Origin of the sequence: Mediterranea massiliensis, assembly GCF_900128475.1 — a bacterium.
GTDB lineage: Bacteria > Bacteroidota > Bacteroidia > Bacteroidales > Bacteroidaceae > Bacteroides > Bacteroides massiliensis_E.
The window spans coordinates 703116-723899 of sequence record NZ_LT635839.1 but is presented as its reverse complement, the minus strand read 5'-3'; the positions used below and the strand labels follow the sequence as shown (position 1 = coordinate 723899).

The 20784-nt window shown below is 53.5% G+C and carries 15 protein-coding genes and 1 tRNA gene; 14 read left to right on the top strand and 2 right to left on the bottom strand.

The features are described from left to right. Positions 1-13: 13 nt before the first annotated feature. The 7 genes from murC (at position 14) to BQ7483_RS16475 (ending at position 14036) form a co-directional block, all read left to right on the top strand. On the top strand, positions 14-1393 hold the full coding sequence (murC, locus tag BQ7483_RS16505) for a UDP-N-acetylmuramate--L-alanine ligase (protein ID WP_022019594.1): 1380 nt from the start codon (positions 14-16) through the stop codon (positions 1391-1393). A gap of 46 nt (positions 1394-1439) precedes the next feature. Continuing rightward, positions 1440-2177, top strand: coding sequence for a cell division protein FtsQ/DivIB (locus tag BQ7483_RS16500; RefSeq protein ID WP_022019593.1), 738 nt, complete (start codon positions 1440-1442; stop codon positions 2175-2177). Positions 2178-2225: 48 nt separating this feature from the next. Further along, positions 2226-3629, top strand: a complete 1404-nt coding sequence (ftsA, locus tag BQ7483_RS16495) for a cell division protein FtsA (protein WP_072546634.1) — start codon at positions 2226-2228, stop codon at positions 3627-3629. A 21-nt stretch (positions 3630-3650) separates the two neighbouring features. Then, positions 3651-4964 (top strand): cell division protein FtsZ, encoded by a 1314-nt coding sequence (gene ftsZ / locus BQ7483_RS16490; RefSeq protein WP_022019591.1) that lies wholly within the window; start codon positions 3651-3653, stop codon positions 4962-4964. Between the two features lie 243 nt (positions 4965-5207). Beyond that, positions 5208-5657, top strand: coding sequence for a GatB/YqeY domain-containing protein (locus BQ7483_RS16485; RefSeq protein WP_022019590.1), 450 nt, complete (start codon positions 5208-5210; stop codon positions 5655-5657). A gap of 247 nt (positions 5658-5904) precedes the next feature. Continuing rightward, the gene (locus BQ7483_RS16480) at positions 5905-7362 is read left to right on the top strand and encodes an aminoacyl-histidine dipeptidase (RefSeq protein ID WP_072546633.1); all 1458 of its coding nucleotides are present in this window, start codon (positions 5905-5907) and stop codon (positions 7360-7362) included. An 857-nt stretch (positions 7363-8219) separates the two neighbouring features. Next, positions 8220-14036: an alpha-2-macroglobulin family protein gene (locus BQ7483_RS16475; protein WP_072546632.1), complete on the top strand. Its 5817-nt coding sequence runs from the start codon at positions 8220-8222 to the stop codon at positions 14034-14036. Positions 14037-14045: 9 nt separating this feature from the next. Here the strand turns inward: BQ7483_RS16475 and recO are convergent, their stop codons facing one another. Further along, complete coding sequence (gene recO / locus BQ7483_RS16470) at positions 14046-14774, bottom strand: DNA repair protein RecO (RefSeq protein ID WP_072546631.1); 729 nt, start codon at positions 14772-14774, stop codon at positions 14046-14048. Between the two features lie 276 nt (positions 14775-15050). Between recO and BQ7483_RS16465 the strand changes: the two genes are divergently transcribed. From BQ7483_RS16465 to BQ7483_RS16440, 7 genes are all read left to right on the top strand, one after another. Next, positions 15051-15122: transfer RNA gene (locus BQ7483_RS16465), tRNA-Glu, on the top strand. A gap of 40 nt (positions 15123-15162) precedes the next feature. After that, a complete protein-coding gene (gene rpsT, locus BQ7483_RS16460) occupies positions 15163-15417 on the top strand; it encodes a 30S ribosomal protein S20 (RefSeq protein ID WP_072546630.1) in 255 nt (84 codons plus the stop codon). A gap of 194 nt (positions 15418-15611) precedes the next feature. Continuing rightward, the gene (gene gyrB, locus BQ7483_RS16455; protein WP_072546629.1) at positions 15612-17585 is read left to right on the top strand and encodes a DNA topoisomerase (ATP-hydrolyzing) subunit B; all 1974 of its coding nucleotides are present in this window, start codon (positions 15612-15614) and stop codon (positions 17583-17585) included. Between the two features lie 434 nt (positions 17586-18019). Then, complete coding sequence (locus BQ7483_RS16450) at positions 18020-18247, top strand: winged helix-turn-helix domain-containing protein (protein ID WP_022020776.1); 228 nt, start codon at positions 18020-18022, stop codon at positions 18245-18247. A 3-nt stretch (positions 18248-18250) separates the two neighbouring features. Then, positions 18251-18469 carry a winged helix-turn-helix domain-containing protein gene (locus BQ7483_RS16445; protein ID WP_022020777.1) on the top strand — a complete coding sequence of 73 codons (219 nt, stop codon included), beginning with the start codon at positions 18251-18253 and terminating at the stop codon, positions 18467-18469. Between the two features lie 30 nt (positions 18470-18499). After that, positions 18500-18661, top strand: coding sequence for a hypothetical protein (locus BQ7483_RS17790; protein WP_154673578.1), 162 nt, complete (start codon positions 18500-18502; stop codon positions 18659-18661). Positions 18662-18706: 45 nt separating this feature from the next. Further along, positions 18707-20056 (top strand): retropepsin-like aspartic protease, encoded by a 1350-nt coding sequence (locus BQ7483_RS16440; RefSeq protein WP_072546628.1) that lies wholly within the window; start codon positions 18707-18709, stop codon positions 20054-20056. 69 nt (positions 20057-20125) lie between these two features. Here BQ7483_RS16440 and BQ7483_RS16435 read toward each other — a convergent pair whose 3' ends face one another. Then, positions 20126-20680, bottom strand: a complete 555-nt coding sequence (locus BQ7483_RS16435) for a hypothetical protein (protein ID WP_139247681.1) — start codon at positions 20678-20680, stop codon at positions 20126-20128. Between the last annotated feature and the right edge of the window lie 104 nt (positions 20681-20784).

Below are 20784 nucleotides of genomic sequence, written 5' to 3'. Positions count from 1 at the left end.
AGTATTTAAGAAAATGAATATAGAAACTATACAATCCGTTTATTTCGTCGGTGCCGGAGGGATCGGCATGAGCGCCCTGATACGCTACTTCCTGTCGAAAGGAAAGCGGGTAGCAGGATACGACCGAACGCCCAGCGAACTGACTGCCAGACTGATAGCTGAAGGGGCTGCCATCCACTATGAAGAAGATGTCAACTTGATACCGGACTGGTGCAAGGACAAAGCCACAACACTGGTCGTATATACTCCTGCCATCCCTCACGAGCATGCCGAACTGAACTACTTCCGTACCCAGGGTTTTGAAATCCACAAGCGCGCCCAGGTACTGGGCATCATTACCCGCAGCAGCAAGGCACTCTGCGTAGCCGGCACACATGGTAAGACCACCACCAGCACCATGGCGGCCCATCTGCTGCATCAGTCGTCCATAGGATGTACCGCCTTCCTGGGAGGTATCTCAAAAAATTATGGAACCAACCTGCTCCTGTCACAGGATAGCCCGTACACAGTTATCGAAGCCGACGAGTTCGACCGCTCTTTCCATTGGCTCTCACCGTACATGAGCGTCATCACAGCTACCGACCCCGACCATCTGGACATCTATGGTACCCGTGAAGCCTACCTGGAAAGTTTCCGCCACTACACCACGCTCATCCAGCCGGGCGGGGCACTGATCATACACGAAGGACTGGCTCTACAGCCCGATGTACAGCCGGGCGTAAGGACTTATACCTACAACCGCGAAAGTGGAGACTTCCATGCCGAGAATATCCGAATCGGAGGCGGTGAAATCTTTCTGGACTTCGTAGCCCCCGACACACGCATCAACGACATTCAGTTGGGCGTGCCCATCAGCATCAACATCGAAAACGGGGTGGCAGCCATGGCTTTGGCCCATCTGAACGGCGTTACGGATGAAGAGATCAAACGCGGCATGGCCAGCTTCCAGGGAGTGGACCGACGCTTCGACTTCAAACTGAAGACTGACCGCATCGTCTTCCTCAGCGACTACGCCCATCACCCGGCCGAAATTGCCCAAAGCGTGAAGTCTATCCGCGAGCTGTATCGGGACAAGAAGATCACCGCTATCTTCCAGCCGCACCTGTACACCCGCACACGCGATTTCTATCACGAGTTCGCCGACAGCCTCTCGCTTCTCGACGAGGTGATACTGACCGACATCTATCCGGCACGTGAGCAACCGATACCCGGTGTCAGCAGCCGGCTCATCTACGACAATCTGCGTCCGGGCATCGAGAAATGTATGTGCCGGAAGGAAGACATCCTGAATCTGCTTGAACACAAGGATATCGAGGTACTGATTGTATTGGGTGCCGGCGACCTGGACAACTACGTGCCCGAGATTACCCGCCTGCTGGAAAAGCGATGCTGAACGCATCGGCAAACAATCACATAGAATTCGGAAACAACCCAAAGATATGATAAGAAGAATATTACTGACCATCGTCCTACTACTTGCCACAGCCTACCTGATTGTGGCTGTCACCGCCTTCAACCGGAAGCCGGCAGACGCAACATGTACCGACATCGAACTGGTTATCAAGGACACGGTGTACGCCGGATTCATCACAAAAAAGGAAGTGCTTTCCATGCTTCGGAAGCAAAAGCTCAATCCCGTCGGCAAGAATCTGAAGGACATCCGCACCAAGGAAATGGAGGAAGCCTTGTCCACACACCCGCTTATCGACCGTGTGGAATGCTACAAAACCCCCAGCCACAAGATATGTGTCGAGGTCAGCCAGCGTATCCCCATTCTGCGGGTCATGAACAACCGAGGTGAAAACTATTTTCTGGACAACAAAGGAACCGTCATGCCACCCGATGCCAAATGCGTGGCCCATGTACCGCTGGCCACCGGATACATAGAAAAATCCTTTGCCGTGAAGGATTTATATAAGTTTGGTGTATTTTTGCAGAAGAATCCTTTCTGGGACGCACAGATCGAGCAAATCTATGTCCTCTCGGACCAGAATGTAGAACTGGTACCTCGCGTAGGCGACCATCTCATCTACCTCGGCCGGCTGAAAGACTACGACCAGAAATTGGCACGGCTGAAGGAATTCTATCAGAAAGCCCTCAACAAGGTGGGATGGAACAAGTATTCGCGCATCAACGTAGAGTTTGACAACCAAATCATCTGTACCCGAAGAGACTGACGGAAAGTATTTTGAACAACAAGAAACAATTTACAAAACAACAAAGATATGGCAACAACAGATTTCATCGCCGCTATCGAGCTCAGTTCCTCCAAAATCTCCGGCATTGCCGGCCGCAGGAACAGTGACGGAAGCATACAGGTACTGGCATACGCCACCGAAGAAGCTGCCTCCTTTATCCGCAAAGGGTGCATCTACAACATCGGCAAAGCAGCACAGGCCCTGACTTCCATCATCAACAAGCTGGAAGACCAGCTCAAGAACTCCATCGCCAAAGTATATGTAGGCATCGGCGGACAGTCCTTACGTACGGTCAAGAACGTCGTCAGCCGTACACCCGAAGAAGAAGTCATCTCGCAGGAACTCATTGACAGCCTCTGCGACGAAAACCTGAACTTCCCCATCGTGGACATGAACATCCTGGACGTGGCGCCGCAAGAGTACAAGATAGACAACAATCTGTATGCCGAACCGGTAGGCGTTACGGGTAAATTCATTACAGGTCAGTTTCTGAACATCATGGCCCGCACTTCTCTCAAGAAGAACCTCGAGCTCAGTTTTGAACAGGCTAAAGTTGAAATTGCCGACCTGCTCATCGCACCGACAGCCCTGGCGCAGGCCGTACTGACCGAAAACGAATTGCGTTCGGGCTGCGCCCTTATCGACTTCGGTGCCGACACCACGACCGTAATGGTGTACAAGAACAACATGCTCCGTTACCTCAGCGTCCTTCCCTTGGGCGGCAACAACATCACCCGCGACATAGCCACCCTGCAAATGGAGGAAGAAGAAGCCGAGAAGCTGAAGCTGCAATACGGCGATGTCCTCTACAAGGAAGACGAAGATGCCGAAGCACCTGCCGCCTGTACGACTGAGGACGGTCGCAGCATCCTGCTGGGCGAATTGAACAACATCGTAGGTGCCCGTACCGAAGAGATTTTGGCCAACGTATGGAACCAGATTCAACTATCGGGCTACGAAGACAAGCTGCTGGCCGGACTGGTCATCACGGGAGGAGCCTCCCAACTGAGAAATATGGAAGGAGCCCTGCTCCAAATCAGCAAACTGAAGAAAATCAGAACGGCTTCCTTCGTACAGGAAACCATCCGCGGTTTCAACGAGCAGATTAAGAAGGATGGTACCCAAAACACACTGCTGTCCCTGCTCATCGCCGGCAAGGACAACTGCTGCCTGCAGGAGGAGCCGCAACCCATACAACCCAAACCCAGCAAACCGGCTGACATCTTCAAGGACGACGAGGCTCTGAAAGCCCAAGAAGAAGAAAACCGCCGCAAGCGCGAAGAAGAGGAAAAGAGAAAGAAAGAGGAAGAGAAGCGCAAGAAGGAAGAAGAAAGACGGAAAAAGGAACAAGCAAAAAAGAACAAGCCCAGTTGGTTCAAATCCAAGATAGATACACTGACCAAGGAATTATTCGACGATGACAAAATGTAATAACTAAAAGCAAGATATATTATGGACGATATCATCAAAGATTTCGGTTTTGCAACCGATTCTCCCAAGATAATCAAAGTCATCGGTGTAGGCGGCGGAGGAGGCAATGCCGTGAACCACATGTATCGCGAAGGCATACACGACGTAGCCTTCGTGGTGTGCAACACCGACCGCAAGGCGCTCGAAGAGTCACCCGTCCCCGTCAAGCTCCAGCTGGGACACGAAGGACTGGGAGCCGGCAACCGCCCGAACAAGGCCAAGGAAGCCACTGAAGAAAGCATCGAGGAAGTGAAGGACATGCTGAACGACGGCACGAAAATGGTGTTCATCACCGCCGGTATGGGTGGCGGCACGGGTACCGGAGCGGCGCCGACCATCGCCCGCATTGCCAAGGAGATGGATATTCTCACCGTAGGCATCGTTACCATTCCCTTCCGCTGGGAAGGCGACAAGAAGATAGACCAGGCCCTGGACGGTGTGGAAGAAATCAGCCGCCACGTGGATGCCCTGCTCGTCATCAACAATGAAAAGTTGGGCGAAATCTATTCGGACCTCTCTGTCACCAGCGCCTTTGCCAAAGCCAACGATACCTTGCTGATTGCCGCCAAGAGCATCGCCGAAATCATCACCATGCGAGGCATCATCAACCTCGACTTCAACGACGTGAAGACCGTCATGAAAGACGGCGGCGTGGCCATCATGAGTACCGGCTACGGCGAAGGGGAAAACCGCGTAAGCGAAGCCATCAAGAACGCCCAGCACTCCCCCCTGCTCAACAACAACGACATCTTCAACTCAAAAAAGGTCCTGCTCAACATTTCCTATAGCCCCGACCACGAGCTGATGATGAGCGAGATGGACGAAATCAAGGACTTCATGAACCGCTTCAACCGTGACTTTGAAACAAAGTTCGGCATGGTGGAGGACAAGGAGCTGGGAGAACGCGTGAAGATTACACTTCTCGCCACAGGTTTCGGCATCCAGGATATCCACATGCAGGAGATGGACGCCCGCCTCAGCCAGCGCAGCGCCGAGGAACAGCAACGCCTGGCCGAACAGGAAGAAGAAGAAGAACAGCGCCGTACACGTCGCGAAACCTATTATGGGAAGGATGCCAACCAGCGTACACAACGAACACGCCGCCGCCACATCTACCTCTTCAGCCCCGAAGATCTGGATAATGCCGACGTAGTGGCCATGGTCGAGAACTCGCCCACTTACCTGCGCGATAAGGCCACGCTGAACGCCATCAAGGCCAAGGCCGAAGAACAAAGCCAGCAGGCCGCCCAAGAAGCCGGAGGCACCGAAGACGGAGGTATCATCAGTTTCGTATAACCTCCGTGCAACCTGTCCCGATAACGTATCTGGACGCCCGTCCGGCACAAGGTAAACCCATTGCAAAGCTTGTGCAGTCTTTCTGTTTCCCTTTTGCAGTTCTTCTGCAAAGCTTGTGCAGAAACTCTGCAAAGCTTGTGCAAGACTACAGCAAACCCTTTGCAGCGGCCGGACAAAGTCAGAAAACGACAAGGATGACGTTTGCCAACTCTGAGTTCAATCACTTTAATACATACATTGACGATGGATTTATTTGAGAAAGTCAGCGAAGACATTAAAACCGCAATGAAGGCCAAAGACAAAGTGGCCCTCGACACCTTGAGAAATATCAAGAAAGTGTTCCTCGAAGCCAAAACCGCTCCGGGAGCCAACGATACCTTGACCGACGATGCCGCCCTGAAAATCATTCAGAAACTGGTGAAACAAGGCAAAGACTCCGCCGAAATCTACCTCCAGCAGGGACGTCAGGATCTGGCCGACGGCGAGCTGGCACAGGTAAAGGTCATGGAAACCTACCTGCCCCAACAGATGAGCGCCGAAGAACTGGAAGCTGCCCTGAAGGAAATCATTGCCGAAGTGGGCGCCACCAGCGGCAAGGACATGGGCAAGGTAATGGGAGTGGCCAGCAAGAAACTGGCCGGACGTGCCGAAGGCCGTACCATCTCTGCCAAAGTAAAGGAACTGCTTGGATAACGAATCCCTGCAAAGCATACCCGAAAGACTGTATCCCGACCGGCAACACGGCGGATGCAGTCTTTTTTGTTTCTCCGCTGTCTGCCAATCAGTTATACTCATCTCCGACAGAACGGCCATAGACAGGCCTCCCCCTACGCCCGACATTCTCTTCCGGCAGGCATACAGCAGGAGAAAATCTTCGGACGGAACGACGTTTTCTTGAAATATAATCTTATCTTTGCGAAAACTATATTTTGTTTCGATTATGAGCACAATCTTACAACTGGCTCCACAGAATGTGTGGAAGCATTTCTATTCACTGACCCGCATTCCCCGTCCGTCGGGTCATGTAGAACAAGTGACCGAATTTCTGGTGAATTTCGGCAAGGAATTGGGACTGGAATCATTTACCGACGAAGTGGGCAACGTCATCATCCGCAAGCCTGCCACACCAGGAATGGAAAACCGCCGCGGAGTCATCCTGCAGGCCCACATGGACATGGTACCGCAGAAGAACAACGATACGGTTCACGACTTCACCAAAGACCCCATCGAGACATGGGTAGACGGCGAATGGGTGAAAGCCAAAGGCACGACACTGGGAGCCGACGACGGTCTGGGTGTTGCCGCAGCCATGGCCGTACTCGAAGCCAAAGACTTGAAACACGGTCCGCTGGAAGTGCTCATCACGAAAGATGAAGAAACCGGCATGTACGGTGCTTTCGGCCTCAAGGAAGGCACACTGAAAGGCGACATCCTGCTGAACCTCGACTCAGAGCAGGAAGGCGAACTCTACATCGGCTGCGCAGGAGGCATTGACATCACCGCTTCTCTGGAATACAAGGAAGAAGCTCCCACCGACGGCTTTGTAGCCCGCAAGCTGACGCTGAAGGGACTTCGCGGAGGCCACTCTGGACTGGAAATCAACGAAGGACGCGGCAATGCCAACAAGTTGCTGGCACGTGTCGTACACGACCTGCTGGTGGAATTCGACTGTCAACTGGCCAGCTTCGAAGGTGGCAACATGCGCAATGCTATTCCCCGCGAAGCACACGCCATACTTCTCTTCAACCCCGATGACATGGAAGGTTTGGACGACTACATCAAAGAATATGAGGCACAGATCAATTCCGAGTACGAAACCATCGAAAGCAATGTCAGCCTGAAGATAGAAGCAGTGGAAGTACCCGCCACCGTAGTCCCAGAAGAAATCCAGGACAACATGATCAACGTCCTGATGGCCTGCCAGGACGGCGTGATGCGCATGATACCGACCGTCCCCGACACGGTTGAGACTTCCTCCAATCTGGCCATCGTCATCATCGCCGGCGGAAAAGCCGAAGTCCGCATCCTGGCCCGCAGTTCGTGCGACACGATGAAAGATTTCCTGGCCGACAGCCTGGCCGCCTGCTTCTCCATGGCAGGAATGAAAGTAGAATTCAGCGGAGGCTATTCCGGCTGGCAGCCCAATGTTAACTCTCCCATCCTGCAAGCCATGAAGGCATCCTATAAAGAACAGTTTGGCACGGAACCTGCCGTGAAAGTAATCCATGCAGGATTGGAGTGCGGCATTATCGGCGCTACCTACAAGAACCTCGACATGATTTCATTCGGTCCGACGCTGCGTTCTCCCCACTCCCCCGACGAACGTGCCTACATTCCATCAGTGACCCGATTCTATGATTTTCTGGTAGCTACGCTGGAGAAAACACCCGTCAAGTGAGAAGAAAGTGACAGGTAAGCCGCATGGCATCGTCCATATACGCCATGCCCTGGCTTATATAATATAATAAGGTATAAGAGCTGCACCTTCGGGTGCGGCTCTTTCTTTTTCTGCCACTTTGGCGGCTGGCAGATGAGACAAACCATCAGGCAGGTCGTTTTGGCAGGATTTGGATGTATAAACTTCGGACGAATTGATACAGGTCAAGAAATATGTTGTATAACATGTTTTTCTACCTCAAAACGCTTGTCATTTCCATAAAAGGCACTACTTTTGTGTTGTAAAACATGAAATCAATAAGATTTCGGTAAGTTTTCAATAGGATAACAAGATTGATTTAGGAGGATAACAAAATGAAAATGTTAAAGAAAATTTTTAAGAACGTCAGCAATGCCGACAAGAACATTTGGGGTTATGTAATGCTCTAAGCATTCATAAATCCCCATTTGAAAGTGAGAATTGAATCGTTGTTTTCAGGTAACCTAAAAAAGAAAGGGAATTAATTATGAAAAAGCTGTTTGCATATTTGATAAATGCTTTGGCCATCATGGGCGAAAGCGAAATGCACTCCCTGGGATATGGAAGTGAAAGATAACAAAGAATTCAGTTTCTAAGAGAGAGAGAGAAACAAATAGAGTACATTCATTTTTTAAAGCGAAAGATAAGAAGGAGATGCGTCCACGTGATGCATCTCCTTTTTTTTATACGCCATTACTGAATTGTTTTATACTTTTTCAGTTAAAACATTCGTTTTTTTAAACCTTTATTGCTTACTTTGCTCTAATGGTATATGCTCGGACACTCCAAACGATACCAATCGGTCCGAGCCAAGTAAAAACGCTAAAAACCAAATGACTATGAAACGATTGGCTCACATGGGATGGTTGCTTGTCATCGGCCTCTGCCTGACGGGGAGCATGCAAGCACAAACGTACGAAAAGCTGTGGAAGCAAGTGAAGCAGGCACAAGAAAAAAGCCTGCCGCAAACCGTCGTAAAACTGACGGACGATATCTATCGGAAGGCACTGGCAGAAAAGAACTCACCCCAGCTGCTGAAGGCCTATCTCTGCCGGACAGCATTTCAAGAACGTCTGACGCCGGACAGCCTCTATACACGACTGAACGAGATGGAGCAATGGGTTGCCACAGAAGCCGATGAAACGGACCGCGCCATCCTGCATTCCCTGCTGGCAAGCGAGTACGCGGAGTATTGGCAGAGCAACCGACGCGCCATAGCCGCACGGACAGACTTGGTTACAGACAACCAGCCTGCCGATATCCGCGAGTGGACGGCCCGCCAGTTCGTCGAGCAGACAGACCGGCACAGCCTGGCTTCAACGGCCAACGTGGATCTGCTTCTCAAGACATCGACCGATGCATACGTGCCCTTTGTGGAACAAGGCGAGCAGAGTGCCTATTACAGCCACGACCTTTACCATCTGCTGGCACGAAGGGCCATCAGCACCTTGCAATCCATGTCTGGTGCCGGAGCAGACTCATTGATCGATACACGCATCGAAAGCCTTTATCGGCAAACCATGCAAACATATGCCGCCCGCCCCGACGGAGCGGATGCCTGCCTGCTGACCACACTCGACTATTGGGAGTGGAAGAATGGAAGTGCCTCGCAGGATGAGGCTGCTTATCTGCAAGCCCTCGACGACCTGATGACTCGCTATGCCGACCGCCCCTTGTGTGCCGAAGTCTATCTGCGCAAGGCGCAATGGATGAGCCGTGGAGGCGAAGGACGCAGTGTGGGCGAAGCCATCCGCCTGTGCGACGAAGCCATCCGCCGCTATGCCTCCTATACACGCATCGGGCAGGTGAAGCAGCTTCGTGCCGAACTCCTGCGGCCACAACTGGCTATTTCCGCCGAAGGCATCGGCTATCCTGGCGATACCTTGGATTTACGCGTGCGCTATCGTACGATGGAGGCACCTGTCACATTGAATATCTATGCCACGAACCTGAACAGCTATTCTAACCGCTATGATTGCGATAACGACAAGACTTTCCGTAGTTGGTCGCCCCGCCGCATCTATAGTCGGCAACTCACCCTGACTCCTCTGCCTGCCGAACATAAGTCGGAGGCTGATCTTCCTTATCTGGAAAGCATCACAAATATGCCCATGCCTGTACCTCAGGAGCCGGGTGTCTATGTCGTGGAAATCATGCCTCAAGGCAAGAACGGACGCAAAAGCCGTTGCCTATTGCCCGTGAGCCGCCTGCGGGCCCTGACACTCGACCTGGGCGGCGGACAAATGGAAATCACCACACTCGACGGCCAAAGCGGCCATGCCGAAGCGGACGTCCGCGTCTGCTTCTATTCATCGAACGATGAAGAGAGCCGCCGCCTGTTGAAGGAAGTTGTAACCGACGGCCAAGGAAAAGCAGTCGTTATGCTCGACCCATATACGTATAATACCTGCTATACCCTCAGCAAGGGAGCAGATACGGCACTTCCCGCTACAAACATTTACTTGAGCCGCTCGTCACAACCATCAACGAATACGCACTATGACCTTTCACTCCTCACCGACCGAAGCATCTACCGCCCTGGTCAGACCGTTTACTTGAAAGGTGTTGTCTATCATAAAGGGAAAAACAGTGCCCAAGTGGTAGAAGGTGAATGGGTAAACTTGGAGTTACTCGATGCCAACCTCAAACAGATAGCCACCCGACGCGTGCAAACCAACGAATTCGGCTCCTTTACCGCCGACTTCACCTTGCCTTCCGCCTGCCTGAACGGCCAGTTCATGGTGCGTGTTCAGGAAAAGCAGATATCGGGAGCCGCCCGCTTCCAGGTGGAAGAATACAAGCGCCCGACGTTCGAAATCACCTTCCAGCCCGTCACCGTTCCCTATTGTCTGGGCGAGACGGTGACTCTGCGTGGCGAAGTGAAGGCTTTCAGCGGGGCTTCTGTTCAGGAGATGCCGCTGGCCTGGAGCCTGAAACGCTACGACCGCCTGCGCGGCTATCTGAACACGGACAAGACGCTGAAGGCCGACACGATACGCCTTGACGCGCAAGGCCGATTTGCCATCGACATCCAGCTGGAAGGAGAATCTGGAAAAACCCTCCAGCCGTGGCAGAGCTACACATTCGAAGTGGAAGCAGCCGTTACCGACGAGGCAGGCGAAACACAAACTGCCTCCTACACCCTTTCGGCTGGCTCGCAGGCATTCAACCTGAGCCTATCCATTCCCACGCAAGTGTGCAAGGAAGACACGACCCAATGGATGATTCATGCCTCCAATCCCCAAATGTCTCCGCTCACGCTGACTGCCGACTGGCGCATCGACCCTGAGACGCAAGAAGGTGAACTGGTGACCAAGGACGGTAAGCCGACCTTAAACGGAGGATGTATCACTGGCACGAACAATCCCTCGCTCATGTGGCAGGGAGTACCTTCAGGCCGTTATCGCCTGACGGCATGGGCTATCGACTCGTTGGGCCATCGGGTGGAGAGCACCGCTTCGTTCGTTCTCTTCTCGACAGAAGACCGACGCCCGCCTGTCCACTCCCCCCTCTTCTTCCACGAACGGAAGATGGAGGTGGCTGCTGGCGAAGAGGCCTCCTTCTGCCTGGGAACTTCGTTCAAGGATGCCTGGGTGTGGATGGATGTCTTTACAGGTGGGAAACGTGTGGAGAGCCGCCTGTTGCAACTCTCCGATACCCTGATGTGCGTCGAGATGCCTTACCTGGAAAGTTATGACGAAAGCGTCACCCTCCTGTTCAATATGCTGAAGGGAGGCGAGCTGTATAGCCGGACCGCTTTCTTGAAGCGTACCCAGCCCAATCGCACCCTGCAAATGAAGTGGGAAGTCTTCCGCGACCGCCTGCGTCCTGGCCAGGAAGAGGAATGGCGTCTTGTGGTGACCACGCCCGAAGGCCTGCTCGCTTCGGCCGAGATGCTGGCGTTGATGTACGATGCTTCGCTCGACAAGCTTTATCCCAACCGTCAGTTGTGGGGAGTTTTCTTCGCTCCGCAACTCGACTGGCGCAATGTACGTCTGAATACGGTCAGCCGCCTCTACCTGTCGCCCTACTTCACGATACCCGACTGGAAGGTACCCGGCTGGTCGTTCGACCGCTTCTGCTCGCCGTGGCTGGTACCCCAAGTCATGGAGATACGCAATGATGCCCTTGTTGTAGGATACGGCTCCAGCCGGACGCCCACTTTAGTAAGAGGAACCGTCCTGCAGAAGTCCGCATCCAACGCCCTCTTCAACACGAAGGAAGAAGCCGGCCTTGCCGCAGAAGCCGCCTACGCGCCTTCTGCGGCCGATGGTGTCTTGTTCGAAGAAGAAGTGGTGAATACCGCCGAAACCCTCCAGCCCGATGCCGACCTCCGCACCAACTTTGCCGAAACGGCCTTCTTCTATCCCCAGCTCCGCACCAACGAACGGGGCGAAGTGGTTGTGGCCTTCACCCTGCCGCAAAGCCTGACCCGATGGAACTTCCGCGGCTATACCCACACGAAGGACATGCAGACAGGCCTGCTCGAAGCATCGGTTGTCAGCGCCAAGGAATTCATGCTGCGCCCCAACCTGCCACGCTTCTTCCGCATGGGCGACCAGGCACAGGTGGCCACCACGGTGAGCAACCTGACCGAGGGCACGATAAAAGGGCGTGTGACATTACAATTGTTCGACCCCACAACCGAAAAAGTCATCCTGACCCGCCGCGAAAAGTTTGAAGCGGAAGCCGGCCGCAACGCCGCCGTCGGCTTCGCCTTCGATGTGGACGACCGCTATCCCCTGCTGGGCGTACGCCTCACGGCCGATGGAGGCAACTTCAGCGACGGCGAGCAGCATGTCCTCCCCGTGCTCAGCAATCAGAAATATGTGACGGAAACCTTGACCTTCGACCTGAAGGGTAACGATGCCTGCACGCTCCACCTCGATACGTTGTTCAACCGCAACAGCTCCACCGCCACCCAACGGCGCCTGACTGTCGAGATGACGGGCAACCCTGCCTGGATGGCCATACAGGCCCTGCCTTCCTTGACGCAACCCGACGGCAAGAATGCCATCTCGTGGGCCGTAGCCTATTATGCCAACACCTTGGCCGCCGCCATTGCCCAGTCGCAACCCCGCATCCGCGAAGTCATCGAGGCTTGGCAAGCCAGCGGGCAGAGCAAGGAAACTTTCCTCAGCCGTCTGGAGCAAAATGAGGATATAAAAAATATGTTGTTGAGCGAAACGCCCTGGCTGGCCGAAGCCACTTCGGACACGGAGCGCATGCAACGTCTCGTACAGCTGTTCGACGCCAACCGCCAACGCAACCTCACCCTCTCGGCTCTTATCCGCCTGAAGGAATTGCAAGGCGAAGACGGTGCCTGGAGCTGGTACAAAGGCATGGGCAGCAGTCGCGACATCACCACCTACATCGCCACCCTGCTTGTGCGCCTGCCCCTGCTGACAGGCAGCCCGCTCGACGCCGATGCCTCGGCGATGAAGCAATGTGCTTTTGCCTACCTGCATCAGGAAGCCCTCAAGGAGTACAAACGCCTGCGTGAAGCCGAGCGCAAGGGTACGCAGATAACCGCCCTTTCGCCTGACGCTTTCGACTACCTCTACCTGCTGGCTATGGATGCCGACGCGATGAAGCAAGCCGACAAGGAGGTACGAAGCTACTTCCTCTCGCTTCTGCCCCGCCAGCTGACGACGGCCTCCATACAACGCAAGGCGCAAGCCGCCGTCATCCTGCAAGCTGCTGAACGCCAGGCCGATGCCGAAGCGTTCGAAGCCTCGCTCAAAGAGCACCTCGTGCAGGAAAAGACGATGGGAGCCCACTTCGCCTTCAACGACGGCTATTATAGCTGGGGCATGATGCCCGTCACCGCCCACGTGGCCGCCATGGAAGCCCTGTCGCGCTTCGAAGGCAACGCTACTATTATGGAAGAGATGAAACGCTGGTTGCTGAAGCAGAAGCAGACGACCCAATGGAATACGCCCGTCGCCTCGGCAGACGCCATCTATGCCCTCTTGTGCAACGGTCGCAACTGGCTGGCCGACCGTGGCGACATCACCCTCACCTTGGGTCGCGAACACCTTCGCACCACCGACACTTCCGTCCGTCCGTTGCAGGGCTTAGGATACATCAAGGAAACCTACGAAGAAGGCAGCGCCGCCCTCAAAGCCCGCACCCTCGAAGTGGAGAAACACGACGAAGGCATGGCTTGGGGAGCCGTCTATGCCCAGTATCTTTCGCCCGTGGCTGATGTCCGAGCACAAAGCACTGGTTTGTCCATCGAAAAGCAATGCTTTGTCGAGCGTAAAACAGCCTTTGGCCGTTCGGAACTCCATCCGCTGGAAAAGGGAGGCGGCCTTCGCGTGGGCGACAAGCTGGTCATCCGCCTTGTGCTCCGCCTCGACCGTGCCATGGATTATGTCCAGCTGAAGGACAGCCGTGCCGCCTGCCTCGAACCGACCGCCACGCTCTCGGGCTACCGCTGGGCAGGAGGATTCGGCTACTATGCCGAGACGAAAGATGCCTCGACCCGCTTCTTCTTCGACCACTTGGGCAAGGGAACTTATGTATTGGAGTACAGCTGCCGCGTATCGCAGGCAGGTACTTACCAGCCGGGGCTTGCCACCGTCCAATGTGCCTACGCCCCCGAAATGGCCGCCCATTCGGCGGCTGGCGAGGCCTTGCAGGTAGCTGATTGAGAACTGACGTCAGTCGAAAAGCTCCTTCAGCACCTCGAGCGACTTCAGTTCGGGAAAATCGGGCAGATGCAGACGGTAATACTGCTCAATGACGGCCAGGCAGCGCATGCGCTCGGCACGGTTCATCGCAAACAGATGCATCGTGTCGTAGTTCATGCGCATCAGGGTTGTCAGCCGCTCCGCCTCGGCAGGGCCTATATAATAGGAATGCCCCGACGGACGCAGGGGAGTGAAGCAGGCATTCAGCAGGTCGAAGTAACATCCCGACGAGTACCCCTCCAGATTGGGATAAAGTCCCAAGAAGCGTGACAGGCGCATGAGGAACACGAGATGGAAATTGGCAAACCCCGTACGGCACTCGTCCAACCACACGATGGAGTGCCTCAAGTAGGAAAAGAGCGACTGGTTGTCCGACTCGACACGCACCGCCCTGCACAAAAACTCCGAAAGGAACAGGGCAATGGCCGACTTATAGGGGTCGTAGGGCAAGGTCGTGAACGGATGCCACGACTTGGCCTCCTTGATCCGATAGATGGAAGTGTTCGGCCGGAAGTCCGCCTCCAGTTCCACCAAAGCCAAAGGCTGAAACAGGACAGGCTTGACAGCCGCCTTGCGCGAACGGGGCACCGGCACCAGGAACGATGCCCGCCCCGCCACGTCCGTATAGACGTCGGCTATCCACGACGTATCCTTGTATTTCACCGTCCGAAGCACGATGCCCTGCGTTTTCTGCAACATACCAGTTCTTTTTATCCAGTGACAAAGCTACAAAAAAAGAACAGAAGTACCTACGCCCGCACCTCCTACAATAAAAAAGTTTCGTCCGGCAGAAAAAATATCAAGCAAACAAATTCCTGTATTTCAGATAAATACAAAACAACTCTAACAAAAAGAAGAAGGACACAAGCAAAAAAAATATCAAGAACATTTTGCCAGTTCAAAAATAGTTCCTACCTTTGCATCCGCAAACGAAAGGAAATGCGGTTGCAAAAGCGGAAACGCTTGCCAAAGGATGGCCCGTTCGTCTATCGGTTAGGACGCAAGATTTTCATTCTTGAAAGGGGGGTTCGATTCCCCCACGGGCTACAATTAAAAAGATAAACGAATTTATAAAAGATTAGTCGAGATGGCAAATCATAAATCATCACTGAAAAGAATCAGACAAGAAGAGAAGAGAAGACTTCACAACAGATATTATGGCAAGACCATGAGAAATGCTGTTCGTAAGCTTCGTGCTACTACAGACAAGGCTGCAGCTGTTGCTATGTATCCTGGTTTGGTTAAGCTGTTGGACAAGTTGGCAAAGACCAATATCATCCACAAGAACAAGGCTAACAACTTGAAATCAAAGTTGGCTTTGCACATCAATAAGCTCGCTTAAGAGAATTATACTTAAAACAGCATAAGGAAAAGAAGGCTGGATTCATACCGAATCCGGCCTTTCTCGTTTGTACCTGTCCTTACTTTCCTCATCCAATAAAAAAGCTGCACAGACGCAAAAAACTCACACGCCGGCACGGCATAATCCAAAGATTTTCACTATTTTTGCTCTGTTATTACAATAAGGACCATTTTATGACAGAAGAAGAAAAAATAAACGGTGAAAACAACTATTCGGCCAGCAACATCCAAGTGCTGGAAGGACTGGAAGCGGTGAGAAAACGCCCCGCCATGTACATCGGCGACATCAGCGAAAACGGTTTGCACCACCTGGTATACGAAGTGGTGGACAACGCCATCGACGAAGCCATGGCCGGTTACTGCGACCACATCGAAGTAACCATCAACGAAGACAACTCCATTACCGTACAAGATAACGGCCGCGGTATCCCCGTGGACTTCCACGCCAAGGAAAAGAAATCGGCCCTGGAAGTCGTCATGACCGTGCTCCATGCCGGAGGCAAGTTCGACAAAGGTTCCTATAAGGTGTCGGGCGGTCTGCACGGCGTAGGTGTGTCGTGCGTCAACGCCCTGTCTACGCACATGACGACGCAGGTATTCCGCAACGGAAAAATCTACCAGCAGGAGTATGAATGCGGCAAGCCGCTCTACGACGTCAAGGAAGTGGGCACCTGCGATCCGGGCTTCACCGGCACCAAGCAGACCTTCTGGCCGGACGGAAGCATCTTCACCACCACCGAATACAAGTACAGCACGCTGCAGGCCCGCCTGCGCGAACTGGCCTATCTGAACGCCGGCATCCGCATCACGCTGACCGACCGCCGCCAGAAAGAAGAAAACGGCGAGTTCGTGAAGGAAGTATTCCACTCCGAAGAAGGCGTCAAAGAGTTTGTCCGCTACCTGAACAGCAACAACACGCCGCTCTTCGACGACGTCATCTACCTGAACACCGAAAAGGCCGGCGTACCCATCGAGTGCGCCATCATGTATAACACGGGCTATCGCGAGAACCTGCATTCCTACGTGAACAACATCAACACGAAGGAAGGCGGTACGCACGAAGCCGGCTTCCGCGCCGCACTGACCCGTGTACTGAAGAAATATGCCGAAGACACCTGCGCCAAGCAACTGGAGAAAGCCAAAGTCGAAATCTCGGGCGAGGACTTCCGCGAAGGCCTCATCGCCGTCATCTCCGTCAAGGTATCCGAACCCCAGTTTGAAGGACAGACCAAGACGAAGCTGGGCAACAGCGAAGTGAGCGGCGCCGTCAACCAGGCCGTAGGCGAAGCCCTGACCTACTATCTGGAGGAGCATCCGAAAGAAGCCAAGCTGATCGTAGACAAGGTGATACTGGCCGCTACCGCCCGTGTAGCCGCCCGCAAGGCACGCGAGTCAGTACAACGCAAGTCGCCCATGAGCGGCGGAGGTATGCCGGGCAAACTGGCCGACTGCTCCAGCAAGGACCCCGACGAATGCGAACTGTTCCTCGTCGAGGGTGACTCGGCAGGCGGATCGGCCAAGCAGGGCCGCAACCGCACCTTCCAGGCCATCCTGCCCCTGCGCGGTAAGATTCTGAACGTAGAGAAAGCCATGTGGCACAAAGCCTTCGAAAGCGACGAGGTGAACAACATCATCCAGGCACTGGGCATCCGCTTCGGCCTCAACGGCGAAGACAGCAAGGAAGCCAACATCGACAAGCTGCGCTACAAGAAGGTCATCATCATGACCGATGCCGATGTCGATGGTTCGCACATCGACACGCTGATCATGACCCTCTTCTTCCGCTACTTCCCGCAAGTCATCCAGCAAGGCTACCTTTACATCGCCACCCCCCCGCTCTACCTCTGCACTAAGGGTAAGGTGAAGGAATACTGCTGGACCGACCAGCAGCGCCAGCGGTTTATCGACACCTACGGCGGCGGTTCGGAGAATGCCATCCACACCCAGCGCTACAAAGGTTTGGGTGAAATGAACCCCGAACAGCTGTGGGAGACGACCATGAACCCCGAAAACCGCATGCTGAAGCAAGTCAACATCGAGAATGCCGCCGAGGCCGACTACATCTTCTCCATGCTGATGGGCGAAGACGTAGGCCCGCGACGCGAATTCATCGAAAAGAATGCAACATACGCCAACATTGACGCATAATTTATTATTTACCAACCTCACATCTTACAACTGAAGCAGTCCCGGAGCAGCAGGAAAATCCTGCCGGCCGGGACTTTTTCTTTCAATACTCCCCCGAAACGTAAATCCGCCTTCTGTGACCTCCCCTGAAACATTCTTGCAAAATGACTCCCCGACAACCCATACCCGCCGGCACAAAATCGGTCAAAGAACAGAAGTTTTCAAGAAAAAAGAGAGAATAAAATTGTTTTATTAAAAGAAAAGTATAATTTTGTAACAGATTGCTGGAAGAAACAGTTTATCCATGACAAAAGTTCAATATCCGACACAGGAAAGGGAAATTGGGACATGGGACAAAACGGACGACCTTCCAGCTGATTTTTGCTGAAGGAAAGGCATACGGGATGCCAGTAAACAAGATAAGACATAAAATTAACCTCTTAAATTTTTTGCTTATGAATGTACAAAGTATCGGCGAAAACGCAGGAATCATCTGGAGACTGCTCCAGAGTGAGAACCGGAAATGGGACTATCTGGAAATCAAGAAGGCGACCGGGCTGCCGGACAGAGACATCAATGCGGCCATCGGTTGGCTGGCCCGTGAAGGCAAACTGACGATAGATGAGACCAAAGTCGGAAGAAGAAACATCATATACATCGAGTTAAACTATTATATCGGTTGAATTATGGATAAAAGTACCATTGGAAACAATGCAGGCATCGTCTGGCGACTGCTGAACAACGGCAAGCGATGGAGTTATGAAGACCTGAAAACCGCCTCCGGACTGACGGACAGGGACTTGAACGCCGCCATCGGCTGGCTGGCAAGAGAGGACAAAGTCTACTTCGAAACAGACAAGGACAACACGGAGTACCTTTATCTCTCTGTCAACGTGTACTTCTGACATGCCCTGCCACAGGACCTGGACCTGCCTTTGAAAGAATTGAAATGTGCCATGGCTCCACACCGCGGTGCGACGCAGAGCGGAACGATGGAAGTGAACGAACACGCCGGAACGGAAGACATGCTCCCGCTCCGGCGCCCCTCTTTTTCCGGCCTGTTAAGACTAAATAAGACTGATTCCTTGGCACGCTGAAGCAAAATTGTCATCTTTGGTCTGAAAACTCCAAACGACGACATCATGAAGAAATTACTCCTGGCCCTCTGCCTTGCCACCGTACAAACCGTCTCCGCACAAACCGCCGACCAGCACATCGGCACCCTGATCAATGAAAGCAACTGGTTCGAGCTGAAACGAACAATGGACGAAACGCCTCGTGACTCCGTCAGCCCCTTGCTCTACTGGATGGGAACGGCCATGACGGCCCACTACTTCAACCGCCCCGACTCGGCTTGCGTCGCCATCGGCACAGTGCTGAACGAACATCAGGAAGAAATAGGTGGACAAAACTCCGTGAACATGGCAGCACTGATGGCTACCAACCTGACGCGCTGCGGCCGATACGAAGAAGCTGCCGCACTGATGCAAAGCCTGGCCCAGCAGTTGCAGGCACAGGGCGTGGACACCGCCACCACGGCCTCTATCCTCAAGGCGGCCGACCTCTACACCATGTATGCCCACGAGTCGCCCCTCTGCCGCCCGCTTCATCCGACAGGCGAATACCGCCTCCCCTTCACGTTCAACGACGACATGCACCAAGGATACAAGAAGCAGGGGCACTTCCTGATGCTGGATGCACGCATCAACGGTACAAACGAACCGGTTGTGTTCGACACGGGTGCCGGCATGAACATCATCAGCAGCCGCCAGGCCGAAGCGTGTGGTCTGCGACAGACCGAAATCACCATCGACATGCAGGGCATCGGCAGGCAGCAGGGACGCATCGCTATAGCCGACACGCTGCGCATCGGCCCGATGGCGTGGCAGAATGTTCCCTTTCTGATTGTCGATACACGCACGGGCGATGCCGAAGCCGACAGCGTCGGAGGGATGCTCCAGCCCGTCATCGGCCTCCCCATTATGCTGAGCATGAAAGAAGTGCAGTTTGATTTTGAACACCGCGAACTGGTGATTCCCGCCACGCCGACACCCAATCCACTGAACAGCAGCAACTTGCTGCGCACGGACAGCGAAGGCCTGCGGGTGGAGAGCCGCGACGACGAGGGGCACCCGATATACATGCACCTCGACACGGGCTCGTATGGCAGCGACCTGACCGCCCGCTGGTATGCCGCCCACCGCACACAGGTGGAGGTACAGGGCCAACCCGACTCGCTCCGCATGGCTGGCGTCGGAGGCGTGAGCAAGCAAAAGACCTACCGCATGCCGCGCATCACCTACCGCATCGGACAGGGACAGGCGACGCTGGACGACGTACACGTCAGCACAGGACTCGACCTTCGCACGGGACAGTCTGTCGGCAATCTGTTCGGCATCAGCGATATAGACGGCATTATCGGATTGGGACTGCTGGAGCGGTTCCGCCGCGTCACACTGAACCTGGAAGAGATGTATATCAATGCAGAATGACGTGCGAAGATTACAAGCAGGCCCAGAAGGATAAAAAGCCAGACAAGCAAACTATCCATCACTATTGATTCATTCATTATACATATCGAGATCTACTACCCAACAATCGTCTACGTACATCGTTGTGCCCGCATAGCTATGTATCTCAAATACAAAAGAATGAGCAATGGCAGGCACCTGTATCGTATAATCGAACAACTGCCATTCACCGTACTCCAACGGAAAAGAAGACAAACCGTAACCGCCTCCCCTTATGATACCCCAGGTCGCATCATCATAAAATGTAGACAAGACATCGTTTGGAATGTTATCAGAACCACCCTCACGAAAATAACAATACATGCGCGGTTTGGTTCCTGTACAGGACTCTTCTATGTAATAATGAAAACGGATGCGGATTGTATGACCGGGAGAGACTCCAACACTCTGACTGATACTCGCCGTGATTCCTTTCTCAGGAGAGGACATACGTGCAGACGAAACACCTTCGTACACAATTTCATTCTCTTGGCGGACGCTGCCATAATGCTCTTTTAAGGACCAGCCCGATAGGTAGTTTTTCTTACCAACCGCCGGGTCTCTTCCAATCCATTCTTCACAAGCACCATTCTTCAACAAATTCATAATCGGAGACAACTCCAGCTCTGATTCCTCTTTCGGACAATCCTTTCCCTGTTCACACGAAAGCATGAACAGACATAATGCCAACAGAAACAAACTCCAGCAAC